Origin of the sequence: Actinomadura graeca (assembly GCF_019175365.1) — a bacterium.
Taxonomy (GTDB): domain Bacteria; phylum Actinomycetota; class Actinomycetes; order Streptosporangiales; family Streptosporangiaceae; genus Spirillospora; species Spirillospora graeca.
This window is the reverse complement of the sequence record NZ_CP059572.1, coordinates 3,962,796-3,978,258: the sequence shown is the minus strand read 5'-3', so window position 1 is coordinate 3,978,258 and position 15,463 is coordinate 3,962,796. Positions and strand designations below refer to the sequence as shown.

12 protein-coding genes are annotated in these 15,463 nt (G+C 68.1%); 3 read left to right on the top strand and 9 right to left on the bottom strand.

The features are described from left to right. Nucleotides 1-89: 89 nt before the first annotated feature. A complete protein-coding gene (locus AGRA3207_RS17415; RefSeq protein WP_231335714.1) occupies nucleotides 90-1,292 on the bottom strand; it encodes a hypothetical protein in 1,203 nt (400 codons plus the stop codon). A gap of 416 nt (nucleotides 1,293-1,708) precedes the next feature. Here AGRA3207_RS17415 and AGRA3207_RS17410 point away from each other — a divergent pair, with 416 nt between their 5' ends. Beyond that, complete coding sequence (locus AGRA3207_RS17410; RefSeq protein WP_231335712.1) at nucleotides 1,709-2,341, top strand: LuxR C-terminal-related transcriptional regulator; 633 nt, start codon at nucleotides 1,709-1,711, stop codon at nucleotides 2,339-2,341. Between the two features lie 213 nt (nucleotides 2,342-2,554). Here the strand turns inward: AGRA3207_RS17410 and AGRA3207_RS17405 are convergent, their stop codons facing one another. Further along, nucleotides 2,555-2,920, bottom strand: coding sequence for a hypothetical protein (locus tag AGRA3207_RS17405; RefSeq protein WP_231335711.1), 366 nt, complete (start codon nucleotides 2,918-2,920; stop codon nucleotides 2,555-2,557). A gap of 416 nt (nucleotides 2,921-3,336) precedes the next feature. On the opposite strand from AGRA3207_RS17405, the gene AGRA3207_RS17400 reads away from it, so the two are divergent. After that, nucleotides 3,337-3,546: a DUF397 domain-containing protein gene (locus tag AGRA3207_RS17400; protein ID WP_231335710.1), complete on the top strand. Its 210-nt coding sequence runs from the start codon at nucleotides 3,337-3,339 to the stop codon at nucleotides 3,544-3,546. 87 nt (nucleotides 3,547-3,633) lie between these two features. On the opposite strand, the gene AGRA3207_RS40240 is transcribed toward AGRA3207_RS17400, so the two are convergent. The 4 genes from AGRA3207_RS40240 to AGRA3207_RS17385 form a co-directional block, all read right to left on the bottom strand. Beyond that, nucleotides 3,634-3,855, bottom strand: coding sequence for a DUF397 domain-containing protein (locus AGRA3207_RS40240; protein ID WP_420830892.1), 222 nt, complete (start codon nucleotides 3,853-3,855; stop codon nucleotides 3,634-3,636). A 346-nt stretch (nucleotides 3,856-4,201) separates the two neighbouring features. After that, entirely contained in the window at nucleotides 4,202-8,671 is a 4,470-nt protein-coding gene (gene fxsT / locus AGRA3207_RS17395) for an FxSxx-COOH system tetratricopeptide repeat protein (protein ID WP_231335709.1), read from the bottom strand. After that, the gene (locus AGRA3207_RS17390) at nucleotides 8,668-9,828 is read right to left on the bottom strand and encodes an AAA family ATPase (protein WP_231335708.1); all 1,161 of its coding nucleotides are present in this window, start codon (nucleotides 9,826-9,828) and stop codon (nucleotides 8,668-8,670) included. The genes fxsT and AGRA3207_RS17390 overlap by 4 nt, the downstream gene beginning before the upstream one ends. Nucleotides 9,829-9,999: 171 nt before the next feature. Further along, a complete protein-coding gene (locus tag AGRA3207_RS17385) occupies nucleotides 10,000-11,580 on the bottom strand; it encodes a VMAP-C domain-containing protein (protein WP_231335707.1) in 1,581 nt (526 codons plus the stop codon). A 208-nt stretch (nucleotides 11,581-11,788) separates the two neighbouring features. On the opposite strand from AGRA3207_RS17385, the gene AGRA3207_RS17380 reads away from it, so the two are divergent. Beyond that, nucleotides 11,789-12,817, top strand: a complete 1,029-nt coding sequence (locus AGRA3207_RS17380; protein WP_231335706.1) for an effector-associated domain 2-containing protein — start codon at nucleotides 11,789-11,791, stop codon at nucleotides 12,815-12,817. Nucleotides 12,818-13,051: 234 nt separating this feature from the next. Here the strand turns inward: AGRA3207_RS17380 and AGRA3207_RS17375 are convergent, their stop codons facing one another. From AGRA3207_RS17375 to AGRA3207_RS17365, 3 genes are all read right to left on the bottom strand, one after another. Next, a complete protein-coding gene (locus AGRA3207_RS17375) occupies nucleotides 13,052-13,642 on the bottom strand; it encodes a dihydrofolate reductase family protein (RefSeq protein ID WP_231335705.1) in 591 nt (196 codons plus the stop codon). Nucleotides 13,643-13,731: 89 nt separating this feature from the next. Continuing rightward, the gene (locus AGRA3207_RS17370; protein ID WP_231335704.1) at nucleotides 13,732-14,364 is read right to left on the bottom strand and encodes a hypothetical protein; all 633 of its coding nucleotides are present in this window, start codon (nucleotides 14,362-14,364) and stop codon (nucleotides 13,732-13,734) included. Between the two features lie 52 nt (nucleotides 14,365-14,416). Continuing rightward, complete coding sequence (locus tag AGRA3207_RS17365; protein WP_231335703.1) at nucleotides 14,417-15,415, bottom strand: helix-turn-helix domain-containing protein; 999 nt, start codon at nucleotides 15,413-15,415, stop codon at nucleotides 14,417-14,419. Between the last annotated feature and the right edge of the window lie 48 nt (nucleotides 15,416-15,463).

The window sequence follows — 15,463 nt, the reverse complement described above, 5'->3', positions numbered from 1 at the left end:
CGTTCTTGCTCTTACGCCGACGCCTTCGGAGGTTTTTGATCACTTTGCGCACGCGCGCTCCCATTGGCCTCTCCAATCAGCTACAGCGGTCACGACAGGTTCAGCTGCCGGGCGATGATGCGAGAAATCAGGTCGTACCCGGCGTCGGTGCAGTGTGCACGGTCAACGAAGATCCAACTGTCCTTCGGGGCCTCCTCCGCGAGGAGGGAATTGAGGTCGACGAAACTCACGTCCTGCTTCTCGCACGCGACGCGAAGACCTTCTGAATAGAGACTCCATACTTCCCGCGTGGCGATCTGGCCGAACATCTCGGTGAACGTCCCCTGCCGGGACATGCCGTCCAGTTCGTCGAAGAGAAGCCGTTCCTGCGGTGCGGGCTCATCGCGGATCCAGGGGGCCAGCGGCTGGAGGACGTAGGAGATCCGCGTCGCCGGGCCGGCCAGCGACCGGTAGCCCTCCAGATGGCGGGAGGTCAGGTCGAGGGCCGTGGCGACGATCTCCGCGGGATCTCGGGCGGCCGCGGCGGTATGCGGTGAGACGCGTTCACCGCGCCGCTCTCTGCGGCGCCTTCCCCGCCCCCGGTCCCTTCTCCGCAATCGCTCCATCGCCTCGAAGAAATCACCGCAGAAGAAGTACGCGCCGTTGTCGCCGACCTGCCACTTGGGCAACCGGCTGGTCGCGAGGTCGTTGAAGCCCGAGAGGATGACGATCTCGTCGACTTCGGGCAGCAGGTGCCGGTAGGAGAGCAGCAGGATCAGCTCCTGCATGGACGAGTGACTGCGTCCCCCGAAGTTGAGCCAGGGCGTCGACGGCGCGTACCGGGTCCACAACCGCGACGGGACGGTCGTCGCGTCACTGGTCGCCCCCACCCCGAGCGCCGCCGAACTCCCCGCGACCAGCCGCACCCGACCGCGCGCCGGGGCCGTGGCGACCGAACCCGATCCCTCCGCCCCGCGGGCGACGCGGAAACCGAGCCGATCGGTGTTGATGACGGCAGACCGGTAGTCCGTGCGATGGAAGTACATCAGGTAGGGCAGGTACCGGGTCTCGCCGCGGTCATCGAAATCCCGGTACTGCGACATGTGCGGAACCAGAAGCTCGCATTGCGTCTTCATAGGCTGATGTCTCCTCAGCAGAATTCCGATCCGCGAGGCCAGCCTAAGAAGAAGGCGCCTGCGGAAAGAATCCGACAGCGGAGACGCCGAACGGATCTCTCCGAATGGAGACGAAAGCCCGTCACGCTCCGGAACCGCCCGCCGATCGTCGGCCACAACCGGCCAAGGGCGGGTCAATCGACAAACGTACCTCTAGAGAGACGCCGATGAATGAAACGTGACAAGGCGGTGGCCCGGCCGTCCGAGCAGCATTGATCAACAGGGAGTGCCGCCCCTCTTTTGACTGTTGAGACGGAAACGGCGAGAAAATGATCACCAGTCGACCTCCTGACCGGTTCCGCCCCTCCGTGCCCCGCATTACCGCGCGCCCCGTCCGCGTCGGAGGGGCGCCGCCACAACCACAGTCCCTGCTCGGTGCACCGATCCCACGACAGGATGAACCGATAGAACGGGACAGAATGGGCGGAACGCGACTAAACAGGTATGTTGCTTACTCGAAAGGAGCAGGCAGTGCTCAACGAAACCTCACCGATCGTCCGCTGGCACGACCGTCACCAGAGACGCACCTTGGAACAGGGAAGTCGGGGAGATTCATGAAGAAGAGCGGCCTCCGGGAGGCCCTGCGCCTTCTTGTCGTCGACAGTCATCCCATCGTCTACGCCGGTGTCTCCAGCGCGGCCGCCACCACCCAGTGGCTCATGGTGGTCGGCTACGTCAGGACCGGGCAGGAGGCGGTCACCGCGGTGAAGTCCCACCGCCCGGACGCCGTCCTGCTCGACCTGCGCCTCCCGGACCCGCTCGCCGTCAAGGTGATCCAGGACGTGCGCGCGAACGCCCCCGGGATCAAAGTGATCATCTTCTGTGCCCGGGCCAGGGTGGACGCGGCGGTCGTCGACAGCGCCGACGGCCTCGTCCCCAAGGACGCCGACCCCGCCTACCTGCTGGAGGTTCTCGATCGCGTGGCCCGTGGCGAGGACGTCGCCCGGACCGCCCCCGCGAAGGACCGCACCGCCCTGGTCCGCGATCTGAGGAAGCACGGCCTGACCGACCGCGAATTCGAGATACTGCGCCGCGTCGCCATGGGCGAGACCAACGCCGAGATAGCCCGGGTCACCGGACTGGCCAGCAACACGGTGAAGACCTATTTCCAGCGGACGCTGGAGAAGCTCGGCGCACGCAACCGGGTCGAGGCCGTCGTCCATGCCGCCGAGATCGGCCTTCTCTGACCCGATGCCCCCACTCCGCGCGGGGTCGGATTCACCCATTCGAGGCCGCACACCGACCCGCCGGTAAAGCCACCGACTCCGAATAGCCCAGACCGCCGCCCTCCGACGGCCGGATCCGTGACCGCGATGTATACGCAGGCGCAGGACAGGCCGAAGCCCCGGCATCCCGCGTGTGCAGGCCGGCCGGGGCCCGGGTCGTGCGGGCCGGACCGGTCAGCGCCACCGCTGAACGGAGCCGACGCCGAAGCGGGTCTCCGGTTCACCCCGGGACCGGAAGAAGCCGATGGGCTCTTCACAGCCGGGGTCGGCGAAGGCCATCCACAGCTCGGGGGGTCCCTCGCTGACCACCTGCCAGTGACTGAACCGGTAGTTGGTGGCCTGGCAATCGAAGCCCTCGAAGATCTGATCGGGTGGTCCGATGGGCTCGCCCCTCCAGGCGTACAGGCTGCCGGCGACGACGGCGGGCGCGGCGGCCTCTCCAGCGGGGGTGTCGGCGTGGGCGGCGGGGTTCGACATCAGACCGGTGACCGCGATGGCGGCCACGGCCAGGGAACCGACGAGGCGGGGGATGTGGCGCATGACAGGTGACTCCTTCCGATCCGTGACGGGCAGTAGAAGTCTCGCCGTCCAGGTAGAACTACTCAATGCACACGACTGACTACATAGTGTGTCCACATGGCGGACGAAGATGGCCGCGCAGGCACCGCCCGCCCCTCATGCCGCCCACCGCCAACACCCAGCGTCGGCGGCCCCGCGTCAGTTCGCTGAAAGGAATCATCACCTTATCGGACGGTCTAGACCTTTTCCGTTGGAGTCTATTAAAGAACACTTTGTGCGTAAGGGTCAGGATATAAAGGGGGCTCTGCGAGATGATGGAAGAGAATGGCTGAAGAATTCTTCATCGTGCGATAGAATGGCCCTGCCCATGCGCCACTGGGCATGGGCCGTGCGCACTTCCCTGTGGCGCCGGAATTCGACACAGGGAGAAGTGAGGCATGAGTCATCCCAGTGCGTCCACGCCCGTCTGGAGGAAGAGCAGCCGGAGCAGCGACCCCGACCTCGGGGTGTGCGTGGAAGTGGCGTCGATCGGCGTCACCCGGGCCATCCGCGATTCGAAGGACCCTGAGGGTCCGCGGCTGTCGTTGTCCATGAACTCCTGGCGCGCGTTCATCGGCGCCGTGAAGGCCGACGCCTTCGAGGGCTGAGCCGACGGGAGCGGAGGCGCGGATTCCGCGGTGGACGTCACGGGCGGCAACAGCGGCCGCCGCGCCTCCAACCGGTGACAGGCCGCATCACGGCAGGTCGAAGACGCCGTTCTTGATCTCGTCCAGCATCCTGCGCAAGGCGGCCTTGCGAATAATGATCATCGTTCCGCAGGGGTTCCTGGTGTCCCTGATGGCACCGCACGAGGCGGAGGCCGCAAGAGAGACGCATCCTCCACCGGGTGGGTCATCTGAGCCGGATCTCTTGCTCTTGCGCCATGACGCCGTGGCCCAGTCTCCTTGACCGCCCATTACCTCCTCCGTCCTCAGGGGGGAGCATCGCGGTGGTTCTCGGTGAGAGGACGGCACTGTCCGCGACCCCGATCCCTTGGCGGCCGGATCGGCTGGATTCCCGCTACGCTCACGTGATCGCCGAATTTTGGCAAGAATGGACAATCCGTGGTGATGCATAAATGTGCTCCCCCACTGTACGTGGGCGGCCGTGGCGTGTCCAGGTCCGGCAATTATGCCTCGTCATCCATCGAAGCGCGATGACGAGAGTGTTTCTTACCCAGTTTGCTTGTCAATGAAACAGGCTCAAGTCAGACGTAGGCCCCCCGAAGGGGAAGTCGTGTTTTCGTGCGGCTGTCGATTCGTCTCAGACCGGAATCGGATAAATGTCGCAGTCCGCGCGGACGCCCTCCCGCGCGGACGTGGTGGCGGGATGCTTCGGGCCGTGCACCCTGCGCATACTGTCGATGGCCCGCTCCGTCAGCTCGTCGGCTTCGGGTACCTCCTCCAACCCACGCAGGTCGAGCCCGAGGTTGAACATGCAGGCGAGCGCGGTCGGGTGCTCCTCGCCGAGGACGCGATGCGCTCGTTCCAGCGTCCGGCGATCCCTTTCCATGGCCTCCTGGAAATCACCGACCGTGTAGTGGTCGCTGGCCAGGTTGATGGCGCAGACGATCGCGCGCGGGTGATCGAGACCGAGGACCTTGGACAGGGTGTCCAGCGCCGCCTCGTCCAGTTTCCTGGCTTCGTCGATCTGCCCGTTCAGCCGGAGGGCGACCGCGAGATTGACGTTCGCGGTCGGTGTGTTGGGGTGGTCGGGGCCGAACATCTTCAGGAAGTTCCGTGCCGTCACGCGCGCCAGCTTGATCGAATCGTCGAGTCTGCCGACCTGGCGCAGGTTCACCGCGTGGTTCAGGGCGGCGGAGATCGAGCCGGGGTGGTACGACCCGAACTGCTCGTTGTAGCGTTCTAGCGCCTCGGTCGAGAGGTCGAGTGCCCGTTCGTGCTCGCCGGCTTTGCGTTCCATGACGGAGAACGCCGTCAGGCTCTCGGCGAGGCCCGCGTAGCTGCTGCCGAAGGCGGACTCCAGACGTTGCGCGTTCTGCCGCGTCAGCTCCCTCGCCTCATCGAAATGGCCCAGCTCCATCTCGTCGACGGCGATCGCCGCCAGCGATGACAGGGCACGGCCGTGGTTCTCGCCGAAGACGACCACCAGATGCCGGTAGGTCTGTCGGTCGATATCGCGCGCCGTCCGGAAGTCGCCGTTGAGGCGGAGACTGATGGCGTAGAGATGCGCCTGTTGCAGGGTGATCGGGTCGTCCTCGCCGTACATGCGGCGCAATGCCTCGTAGGAGCGCTTGTCGTGTTCGAGGGCTTGCTTGAACTGCCCCATGTAACGCAGGTCGCCGGAGACGAAGCGCTGCGCCTCGATCGTGCGTTCGTCGTCCATCCCATGCTCCTCAGCACGGAGGTCGCGGACTCGAACGTGGTTGTCGTATGCCTCCTGGAACCGCCCTCGCAGGCGGAGCGCGCGGCCGAGGTGGAGGAGGGCCTCCTGCGTCTGCTCGTTGCCCTCACCGAGGGTCTCGGTCCAAATCTTCACCGCGGTCTTCGCCAGCTCGAGGAAGCCCCGGTGGTCACCCCACTGAAAGAGGAAGTCGATCTCGTTGAGGACGAGCCGACGAGTCCAGGGGTCGTCGAAGGCGACGACACCGGAGTAGTGGACATGCGGCAGCAGATCGGCATAGCGCCGCCAGTTGGCCGGTACCGTTGGGTCGCGCGGGTCGAAATTCGTCATCAGCTGGTATCCGCACCGGCGAAGCTCGACGTCCTCACCTGCGGGGATCTGACCGACGAGGACCCGCTGCACCAGCCGGTGCAGCATGATCGTGTTGTCCTTGTGACTGATCCTGGCCAGCGCGTACCTGTTGATCGCGCGGATCGCCCGCCCCCGCTTGATCGGGTCGCCCAGCGCCTCCACCAGCTCGGGAGGGCCCTCCACGTTCCGCGCGCCCGACAGCATCTGCAGGGAGATAGGCTCCGGGGCGAAGAAGGCGCAGACCTGGAGCAGCTGGAGCGCCGCGGGGTCGCTCGTCCGCAGCCGGTCCAGGGAGACGTTCCACGCCGCGGCGACCGGCAGCTCATTGGCCACCAGCGCGGCGTCCGCCAGCAGCTCGGCCGCCTTCTCGTGCTTCTCCCGGAACAGTTGCAGGTACTCGTCGACCGGCATGCCCGTCTCGGCGAGCCACACTCCGGCCTGGGCGATCGCCAGCGGAAGGTCACCAAGGACCTCGGCGAGCTCGTCCGCCTTGGCGTCGGCGAGATCCGGACCCCGCAGGCGGAGCAGTGCCTTGCTCTCCTCACGGGCGAAGACGTCGACCTCCAGGGACTTGGCGATCTTCGTCCAGTCCTGGTTGCGGGAGGTGACGAGGATCTTGCCCGGGCCGTTGGTGGGGAAGAAGTCCCGGACGTCCTGAAGCTCCTCCGCGTTGTCGAACACAAGCAGCCAGTTGCGGTAGGGGCGGCCGAGGCGCAGTGCCTCGCGGACGGCCGGTACCGCGACATTGACCTCCTGGCTGACCGGCAAATCGAGTTCGGCGGCCAGCTCGGCGAGATCCTGCTGGATCTGGCCGGGCCGTTCGGATCTGATCCACCAAATCACATCATAGTCCGCCATATGGCGGTAAACGTATTCGATGGCTATCTGTGATTTGCCGACGCCGCCCATTCCGTGCAACGCCTGGGGAAGTACCGCCGTGGTTCCCAGGGAGAGACGCTCGTGCAACTGCTCAAGCAGCTCTTCACGTCCCGTGAAGCTAATGTTCTGGGGAGGTACGTTCCCCCAGACGGGCGGCGGCTCGTTCGCCTTGCGACCGGCCTTCTCCGGTATATCTCGAACTGTCACACCGACTCCAAGGTGGGGGGCCTTGATGATGTCCTCGGGGCCGGTGAGCTGCTCGTCGAGTGCGGCGATTTCGAGCGACGACTGCATGGAGCCAGTCATTCCCGCATCCCGGGCTATTCCATCCGGCCCTTTTCCAGAAAAATGGGCGGTCTTGCCGCGAAGTTTGGCGTCGAGCGCGTCGGCCGGCCGCCGGTAGGGGCCGCCGAGTGCTTTGAGGACGTGAAGGACCGGAAGGACGAACGGCAGAAGTTCGTCAGTCAATTCCGGTATGTCGATCCGCTCGGGCACGGTGATCAATTTCGAAAGATCACGCAATCCGGTGACACGGTCGGCCAAATACCCCGCGACCGTGGTCAGCACACGTGTCGTGTCAGAACGGAGGCCACCGGCGAGGAGCTCGTCACGGACCCCGGGGGCGAAGTCGAAGACGACCTCGTCCCCCGCGTCGGCCGCCGGCCCCCGCTCTGGCGCGACCCGGTTCAGCAGTCCGCTGCCGACCAGTTCGACCAGGTCAGAGGCCCGCGACTCCGGGAGCATCGTGCGCTGGACGAGCCGCATGACGGGTGCGTTCAGCGGGGCCGCCGCCAAGTGCACGGCCAGCGCGTACACGGTCGGGCTGACCGCCGCGCGGAACCGCCGGACGATCTCCGGCGGGGGCGACTCGGCGCTCATGGCGTCGTCGACGAACGCCGGATCCGAGATCCTGGAGGGTTCGTGGGGGTCGCCGCAGACGGCGACCGCACCGTACCAGTCGCCGCGGCGCGCCGTCGCGAATCCCGCCCAGCCTGCGAGCTGGCCGGCGTCCAGTTCCACGACGGGCACGTGGACATGGGAACGGTTCGCGGGCTCCGGCGCGGCATCGGGGTCGCCGCCGAACGGTGCCGCGGGGTAGCGCACGCGGTAGAACCGATTGGCGACCGCGGGGCCCGGCGTGAACAGGTTGGCGGCCCGGGTGGCGAGTCCGGTGCGCCGCCATTGGCGGCGGGTGAGCAGGTTGATCAGCACGACCGGTGCCTGCCCGCCCCAGTGGGCCAGCAGGCGTTGTGCGGCCCCCGAGTGCCAGGCGTCCCCGATCCCGTCCGTCAGCACGAGGACGAGCCGCCGGTCGCGGCGTCCCCGGAGGGTGAGCCCGGCGGCGGCGTGCGTGGTGGCCAGCGGGCCCGGCTCGCGCAGCGTCAGCGCCCCGGTCTCGCCGCCGTCGGTGTCGAGCAGGTGCGCGCGGATGATCCGGAAGGCCCCGACCGCCCCGAGGCAGTCGAGGAACCGGTCGGTCGTCGGGCGGTTGAGCGCGGCCAGCCGCCCGTCGTCCACGACGACGTCGAGATCGAGCCACCGTTCTGGGACGGGGCGTGTCTGTGGCAGCCAGAGCCCGTCCTGCGCCGCGCGGGTCGCGGTCGGCTCGTCGTCCAGTTCCACCTCGCCCCGCCGGGACGCGACCGTCCGTTTGAACGGGCGAAAGGCCTGTTCGAGGCGGCGGCGGTCGGTCAGCGGCCGGACCTCCGCGAACGGCGCGATCCACGCGGACAGGGAGGAAGAGGGCGGTTGGGCCTGCCCGTTCTGTTCCGGCGGACGTAGCGGACGCAAGCGCGGCGGGTCACCGGCACGAGGAGTCGCCGGCTGCACCGGCGACGGCGCTCCGGTCGCGGCGCCGACATCGGCGGAGAAACCGCGCGATGCCTCGTCAGGCCCATCGGCCTCCGACGGCTTGGCGCGGTCGGCACCGGAGGACCCACCACCGGCGGGCCGCCGGTGATCGGCCCGAGGCGCGCGCGGCTCGGCCGGGTCGTCCTCGCGGCGCGCGGCGCGCTCGGCGGCGCTCATCTGTGCGGCCAGCCAGATGACGTCGGAGACCTCGTGCCAGACGGGTCGACCGGCGGGCCCGCCCGAACGTCCCGTGCCGCGCGCCGCTGGGTCTCCGAACCGATCGCTCACTCAGGGGCCGCCACTTCCAACCGTTGCCAGATGAGATCCAAAAGCCGTTCCCAATCGGTGTCCGGGCCCCGCGCGCCGGAGGTCGTGAGGTAGACGGCGTTGAGCAACTGGTCCGCCGCGAGTTCGCGCCGGACGCCGCGGTGGTCCAGGAAGCTGCGGACCAGCCGCCGGGTGGGTTCGTCGGACCGCTCGGCGAAATGCGCCGCCACCATGTCGGCGAGACGCGACTCGTCCGGCTCTTTCATGGTGTATTGCAGGCACCGGCGCAGGAACGCGGGCGGGAACTCCCGCTCGCCGTTGCTGGTGATGACGACGATGGGGAATGCGCGGCAGCGCACTCTTCCTCGCACGATCTCGGCCATTCCGTCGGGGTCGGCGGTGTGCACTTTCACCACGGGCTCGCGGGCGCTCATGCGGAACAACTCGGTGATCCGGTATTCACCCTCCTCGAAGACGTCGAGAAGGTCGTTCGGCAGGTCGATGTCGCTCTTGTCGAGTTCATCGACGAGCAGCACGCGCGGAAGTTCATAGGGTAGTAGCGCGGTTCCCAGCGCGCCCAGCCGGAGGTAATGCCCTACTCCGGCGTCGGTCAGCGCGGCGAGGTGCGGATCACCTGGGCCGGGTGCGTCGGATAGGTCGTCGGTGTCGCGCCCGGGCATCCGGCGGGCCGTCGCCGCGTCCTGCGCCCGGCCGATCGCGTCGTACTCGTACAGTCCGTCGCGCAGGGTGCTCCGGCTGCCGATGGGCCAGCGCAGCACCCGGCCGAGCCCTAACTCGCGGGTGATCCGGTACGCGAGGGTCGTCTTCCCGGACCCGGGCTTCCCCGTGACCAGAAGCGGTCGTCGCAGGAGGATCGCCGCGTTGACGGCGTCGACCTCCGCGGGATCGGCGACACGTGGGCGGGCGCTGACGGGGCCGAGCCGGCGGACGAGATCGCGCTCGTCGGCGGGCGGAGGCGGGAGCGCCGGCGCGCCCTCGAAGGCTCGCCACGGGGGCGGGGGAGGCAGCGCCGCGGCCAGCCGTCCCTCCGGCAGAGGACGGCCGTCACCGCGATAAATCCACCATCCGGGACCATCGCCCGGAGAATCGGCCGCGGGGCCGGGGGGTAATGTCACGTCGCGCGGGTCGGGGACCTCGTGCGGCTCGTCAACGGCCATCGACGATGTCCTCTTCTGGCGTGGCTTATGGGTTTTGCGGGGGATCCTTGCTCTGGGACAGAACCGGTGACAGCCACCTTAGGTCGAGGATCCTCTTCGGCGCTCTGCTTCGCAAGGATCCGCACGACCCACCGATGGCCACGATCCCTTTATCGGTCATCATCACGACTGTCACGCCCGTGCTACTGGTGCGCGCAGAGCGCTGGCATCGTCCAGGAAGTGATTCGGGTCATCCCATAGGAGGGTTACCTCCAGGGATGTGCGTCCATTACGGTCATCGGCCTGCGGTGTGTTTCCTCGAAGGCGCCTGAGATGAGTGGGAAGAGCCTTGATGTCGGGGCGGTCGACGACCTGCCGCACCGCCTCCCGCGTATTCGAAGCGATCTCCTCCGCCCGGTGCCAGAGCACCACGGGCACCCCCGCCCGCAGCGCTTTCCGGAGTTCGCCGCGGCCGGGCTCACGGTCGGGCGGGCCGCTCAGCACGCACGCGACGATCTCGCGGCTGCTCAGCAGCCGGTCGCCCATCGGGCGCGGATGGGCCGGCTCTCCCGCGGTCGCCCAGTAGGTGGTGCCGTCGACGCCATCGAGGAGCACCTGCCAGCGCTGGCGCCAGGCGCGATGGAACCCCAGCGCGCGCAGCCTCTCCTGGCTCCGGACGAGGATCTCGTACTCCGCGCCGAGCGTCGGCGGGTCCGGCGTCTCCGGGGCGTCCCGCGTCCACTGGTCCACATCGAGATTGATCATGTCGAGGGGCAGGACGAACTCCAGCACCAGGGAGTCGTCGAGCTCGTAGGCCCAGCCTCGCTCGGCTTCGCGGACCAGGGCGCCGACCTGCTCGGGCACCGCGCTCAACGGGACCATCCGGTCCTCCCCGGGCTCGGGCCGCCATTCGAGCGGATGTACCTGCCGCCAATGCGACAGCCGGCACATCACCTCACCCTCGACGAGATCCGAAAGCGGTTCGAGCTGGATGATGAGGTAGATGGGCTTGTCGGCGCGCGCGGCGAGCGCTGCGGAACGATCCCGCATGCGGTCGAGATAGTCCGCCTGGGTGGCGCCGCCCTCGCGGCGCAACTGATCGGTCTGCGTCGTCAGCCATTCACGCAGCTTTTTGAGCCGCCATGCCTCCTCGGCATCGGCTCCGTTCGCGGACTGCTGCGTCTGCAAGGTCTGCAACAACATCGCGACGAAGATCAGATGCGGCGGCGGTTTCCCGGGCGCCGTGTTGTGGTCGAGGAGGGTCGAGAACACGTCCCAGGCGTCGGCGGGCCTGAACGGGACGGTGGCGATGCTGTTCCCGGTGGCGGTGACGTAAAGCCGGGTGAGGGACGGCACCCGCAGACCCGTCAGCAGTTCCTCGATCTGGGACTCGGCGCCCGGTTCCAAGTGCGCGCGGACCGGGCTCAGGGTGCGCTTCAGACGCGCGACGGCCGCGGTGGGGCCCGCCACGAACTCGACCGCGCGGACCAGCACCTGAAGCCCGTCGGGCAACTCGCGGCAGGCGCGCACGAGATTGTAGAGAAAGTATCTTGGCTGCGGCAGATCCGGCAGCAGCAACTGCGTGCGCACGTGCTCACTGATGTAGTGGACGACGATGGAACGTCCGGCCACTTCCCGCATATCCGGGATGTCCGTGAGCAGCGCGACGATCTCGGCGGTGGTCTGCTCCGCCCGGATCTGGTCGTGCGCGCGTCCCATCGACATCGTCGCCGGCTGCACCGGCGCCGGCGATCTCCTCTCGTCGTCCGCCATGCGCCGTTACCGCCTTCCCGCCCAAGGCCGCTTTGCTGGTCAATGTAGGCCGCGTCCACCCGGGCGTTCTGCGTCGCCGGACACAGAAGACCGACCGTACAAGCGCTAGAAGCCCGGGAAGTGTGACCGATCGGCATACCGCTTGCCGAAGCGAGCACCATGTGTGCACAGTTGGGGCAATCCAACCGTCCAAGGGGAATCAGAGGTCATGCGGAACGGCTCCGGCGATGCGGGGACCGGCTGGACCCCGACCGGCCATTGCACGCTCTTCGTCTGCGACATCATCGGTTTCGGGAAACGCACCGACCACGTTCAGGGTCATCTGCGAATCGTCCTCTACGAGGCGCTCAAAAGCGGTTTCGAAGCATCGGGCATGCCGCTTGACGGCTGCTACCAGGAGGACCGCGGCGACGGGGTCATCGTCGTCCTGCCGCCGTCGTACGACCCGGCGCGTCTCGCCCACCCGCTGCCCGACCACCTGCGCGGCTCCCTGCGCAGGCACAACGACATCGCGGCCGAGCACGCCCGGATGCGCTTGCGGATCGCCCTGCACAGCGGGCCGCTCGAATCGGACGCAAACGGCATCGTCGGCACCACCGTCAACCACGTCAATCGGCTTCTGGACGCGCCGTCTTTCAAGAAGGTGCTCGCCGACATACCGGCCGACCTGGGGATCCTCGTCTCCGACGAGTTCTACCGCGACGTGATCCGCGAGGGCCGGGGTGCGGTCGACCCCACCGAGTTCCGGCCGATCGACGTGCGCCTCAAGGAGACCGACACCACCGCCTGGCTGTCCGTCCGCGCCGCGCCACCGCCGGCGGGGAGTCCCTCGGGTGCGCCCGCGACGGTCGGACCGCTCCCGTCCGGCCACACCGAGCCGTCCGGCCACACCCCGCCGTCCGGTCCGGGACTGAACGCGCGCCACCGGACGAGACAGGCGGACGAGACCGAACTCCCCGCCCTCTTCGAGATCGTGGATCGGCTCATGGACATTCCGCTGCTGACGACGGCCGAAGGACGGCAGCAGATCGTGGACGCCCTGCGCAAAGAGATCGCGATCCGTGTCCCGCGCCGTGCCCAGCCCCACCTGGACATCCATTCGATCGTCCGCACATGCCTGGAGTTCCCGGAGGGCCTCCAGGAGTTCCTCTCGCTGGTTCACGCCTACGCCGGCGAGTCGTCACAAGTCCAGGCATTGGACGACACAGTCGCGAGACTGACCAGGCGCACTCCCTGAAATACCGATGTGGAGCGGCCCTTCCTAGTGAGGGGAATGGTGCCTAATCGTGGGTCAAGTGATTCTGGGGCTGCGTCGTTCCACCAGGACGACGTCGCGCCAGCGTCCGCGGTGGCGTCCGATGCGGTGGCCGTCTCGAAGGTGGCGTGGCCCTCGTCGATGCCCAGTTGGTAGATGGCGAGGATTTGGGCGGCGTGTCCGGGGCGCAGTGGCTGGATCCGCGCCCCGCCGTTCCTAGGCGTCGGCGCGGTGGTAGACGTGGACGGTGGCGCCGGTCGAGGCGGTGGCCGTGGAGACCAGTTTCAGGCCGTGCTTCACGCCGTCCGCAGGGAAGATCGACTTGCCGCCGCCCAGGATCACCGGCATGGAGATCAGCAGGAGCTCGTCGAACAGGCCGTTCTCGATCAGGGTCCGCGCCAGCGTCGGGCTGCCCATCATGATCATGTCGCCGTCGCCGGACCCGCGCAGTTCGGCGATGCGTTCGGCGGCCTGGCCGACGGGGATGCGCTGGGTGTTCCACTTCATGTCGTCGTCGCTCAGGCTGTCGGACACGACGTATTTGGGCAGGGCGTTCAGCTTGTCCGCGAACGGGTCGCCACCCCGCTCCGGCCATGCCGCGGCCATGTTCTGCCAGGTGCGGCGGCCGTACAACAGAGCCGCGGCGTTCTTCATGGCCGCGTCGAAGGCCCCGCCGACCACCTCCGGGTCGAAGTAGGGGTGCGTCCAGCCGCCGTGGGCGAAGCCGCCGTCGCGGTCCTCGTCGGGGCCGCCCGGGGCCTGGACGACGCCGTCCAGGCTGATGAACTCACTGATCACGATCCGCATCGGGCTGCTCCTTCGACGTGTTCGTCCTGGTGAGGCCCAGCTTGCCAGCACGCGGTGACAGAATCCTCGCCGCACCCCGGCCGGGGGGCTCAGCCGTTGCCCCGGTCGAGGACGGCCGGATCGACGAACTCCGGCTCCCGGGGTGACAGGTGGGGGCCGTCGGCCTCCTCCTCGGCGTGCAGGCGTTCGACCAGGGCGAAGAAGGCGTCCTCGGCGGGACCGAGGGCGGCGAGCACGCCGGTGAGGTCGGTGCGTCCGGTGAAGCGGGCGCCGGTCCGGCCGATGGCCAGGCAGGCGAGACGGCCGTCCCAGTCCGGCGGGCCCAGGCTGCCCGAGGTCTCCGCCCAGAAGATCGCGTGGTCGTCGCCGCCGTCCGCCTTGTGCGGGCCCGCCACCGCGAGCGCCAGCAGCGCCATGTGGACCGACCAGCGGTCGAAGCCCCAGTGCAGCAGGTACGCCTCCAGCGCGCCGTCGCGATGCCGGAGGACGGCGACGCCCTGGCCCTTGTCGATCTGCTCGGCGAACAGTGTGCGCGGGTTCTTGCCTTCACGGTCCAGGTTCCAGTCGTCCTGCGGGCTCGTCCCGTCCCAGAACCACCCGGTGTACATCTGGTCCGGGTTCTCGATCGCGTCGGCGGCCTCCGGCACCGGTGTGTCGAGCCACCGCTCGAACGCCTCCCGCGCCCTCGGAATCCGCGCGGCCACCATGAAACTGTCCGACACTGGTGTGCTCCTTCGGGCTGCCTGCGGCAAGCCTGCCAGGTGCACCCGTTGGCTATGGCCTTGCCCGGGCGGGCGCCGGGGCGGCCAAGGACGACCCGTCCTCGAACGGCGTGGCCTGGACGAGTTGCGAGCCCAGCGGGGTCAGGCCGTGCATCACCGCGGGGCCGACGCGCCGGGTGGTGATCAACCCGGCCCGGCGGAGCACCGCGGTGTGCTGGCTGATCGCGGAGGGGGAGACGAAGACCTTGTCGGCGAGCTGTGTCGTGGTGGACGGGTTGGCGAGTTCCTGGAGGACGGCGGCCCGTGTGGCGCCGAGCAGCGCGGCCAGAGCGGCGCCGTCGGTGGGCCGCTCGGTCACGCGGACGGGGTAGAACAGGCAGATCGGCTTGCCGGGCAGTTCGGCGAAGGCGGGCCTCGGGGCGAGTACCGAAGGGATCAACAGCAGCCCACGTCCTTTGAGATCGACCGTGGGCGTGCAGACCGAGGCGACGCATTCCAGAATCGGTGGCCGCCAGTGCAGGGTGGGGTGCAAAGTCGCCAGCAGGGCGTCGACGCCGCCGTTCAACATGACCTGACCGCGGACCATCCGGTCCGTGTGGACACGGGTGGAGATCGTCTCCCAGTACGGCTCCAAGGCCACGCGGTACAGCTGCCGCAAGGCGGTCCGCAGCTCCTTCCGGGCGCCGAGCCGGCCCGCGGCCAGCCCGCTGGTCCACGTGGGGATCCGCTGCACTTCCCTGAGCATCGTGAGCTGTGTTTCCAGGTCCGTCACCGGCGTGTCGGCGACGGTGTCGATGCCGGCGGCCGGATCCGCGACCCCTAAGGGGCTGAGGAAATCGGGGAAGTACCTGAATTGCCGGACGAGATCGAAGATCGGGGTGGTCTCGGTTCGCAGCCGCGCCGCCACCGTGTGTTTCCAGTCATGGCCGAGTCCGGGGGTCTCGGCCGTTTGCAGGACCATCGCGCTGAACGCGAGTTCCACCATCGCCTCCGCCCTGGGGGCGATGGTGATGCGTCGGAGATCTTCAGAAGTGAAGCGGAGAGCCACCATGACAAAGTCCTCTCACCTCGGTTGTGGCTGAAAGGGCCGGCATTCGCT